The following is a 1,704-nucleotide window of genomic DNA, read 5'->3' on the forward strand; positions in this document are numbered from 1 at the left end:
GTCGGGGGAGTGGTGGGCGGGGTGGTCGGGGGTGTCGTCGGCTCGGTGGCGCCGTTGCAGACGACCCCGTTGAGCTTGAAGGTCGCGGGCACGGCGTTGGTGCCGCTGTACGAGCCGTTGAATCCGAAGGAGGTCGAACCGCCGGTGGCCAGGGTCCCGTTGTAGGAGAGGCTCTTGGCGGTGACGGCTGCGCCGGACTGGGTGATGGTGGCGTTCCAGCCCTGGGTGACCTGCTGGTTGCCGGCGTAGGTCCACTCGAGGGTCCAGGCGGGCACCGGGTCACCGGTGTTGGTGACGGTCACGCTCGTGCCGAAGCCGGTGTTCCACTGGTTGGTGATCTGGTAGTCGACCTTGCAGCCGGGGGTGGCGGCGCCGGCGGTGGCGGTGCCGAGGACGGTGGCGGTGGCGCCGGTGGCCGTGATGAGGCCGAGGGCCGCCAGGAGGGCGGTGCGGCTGGTGCGGCTCATGCGGGTGGGGATTCCTTTCAGGGGGTGAGACCGCGCAGGTGATCGCGCAGTCCGATGCCGAATGCGGTGGGGGTGCCGTCGTACGAACTGATCAGCGCGGGGCCGGAGTTGCAGTTCCAGGTGTTCCAGGTCCAGCCCAGGTACGAGAGGCCGCGGTCGTCGAACCACTTCATGACGCGGTCGATGAACGCGTGTCCGCAGGTGTTCTCACCGATCTCGCCCGCGAGGAGCGGAACCTCGGCGGCTACCGGGGCGAGGGTGTTGTTCCAGCACGTCTCGTCGGCGCAGGTGTTGAAGTTGTAGACGTGCCAGGCGGCGGCCAGATTGCCCGCCGGGTCCGTGGGGCGGTACGTGAGCCACTGGCTCAGGTCGTTGGAGTACGCGATGCCCGGGACGAGGACGAGGTTCTTCGACCCCGTGGCCCGCACCGCGTCCAGCAGGTCCTGCATGCCGGCGACCTCGTAGCCGATGCCGGGGCAGGTGCCGCCGTCGCGCCAGCAGGACCAGGCCTGGGTCGCGGTGGAGGTCGCCCGGTCCGGATAGGGCTCGTTGAACAGGTCGAAGACGACCCGCTTGTCGTTCTTGAAGGTGTTCGCCACCGAGGTCCAGAACGCCGGTGTGTACTGGGCGTTGGGCATCGGCTTCTGGCAGGAGGCGTGGACGTCGGCGCAGCCCGAGGAGTTGCCCGTGTACTGGCCGTACGTCCAGTGGAGTTCGACCACCGGGGTCATGCCGTGCGCGATGACCCTGCTGACCAGGTCCTTCACGGCGTTGATGTAGTTCGAGCCCCGGTACTCGGGCTTGATGTTGTCCAGGCCGAGCCAGCACTCCTCGTTGAGCGGAATGCGGACCGTGTTGGCCTTCCAGTCGGCGATGGCCTTGACGGAGGCGTCGTCGACGGGGCCGTCCCAGATGCCGTAGCCCTGGACGCACATGAACTCGCCGCCGGAGCGGTTGACGCCGAGCAGGCGTCGGGTCGCGCCGTTCTGGTCGGTGAACTTGTTGCCGGACACGCCGAGTTCGGGCGCGCCCGTGACCGGGGCCGGTGTCGTCGGGGGAGTGGTGGGCGGGGTGGTGTTGCAGACGACCCCGTTGAGCTTGAAGGTCGCGGGCACGGCGTTGGTGCCGCTGTACGAGCCGTTGAATCCGAAGGAGGTCGAACCGCCGGTGGCCAGGGTCCCGTTGTAGGAGAGGCTCTTGGCGGTGACGGCTGCGCCGGACTGCGTGATGGTGGCGT

2 protein-coding genes are annotated in these 1,704 nt (G+C 68.6%); both read right to left on the bottom strand.

Annotation, left to right across the window (positions count from 1 at the left end):
* On the bottom strand, positions 1 to 467 hold a 467-nt coding region (locus AOK00_RS31045), incomplete at its 3' end, for a cellulose-binding domain-containing protein (RefSeq protein WP_173861686.1).
* Between the two features lie 17 nt (positions 468 to 484).
* The coding region (locus AOK00_RS31050) for a cellulase family glycosylhydrolase (protein WP_055603528.1) at positions 485 to 1,704 on the bottom strand (1,220 nt) is incomplete at its 5' end.

The organism is Streptomyces aureus, assembly GCF_001418135.1.
Lineage (GTDB): Bacteria > Actinomycetota > Actinomycetes > Streptomycetales > Streptomycetaceae > Streptomyces > Streptomyces aureus_A.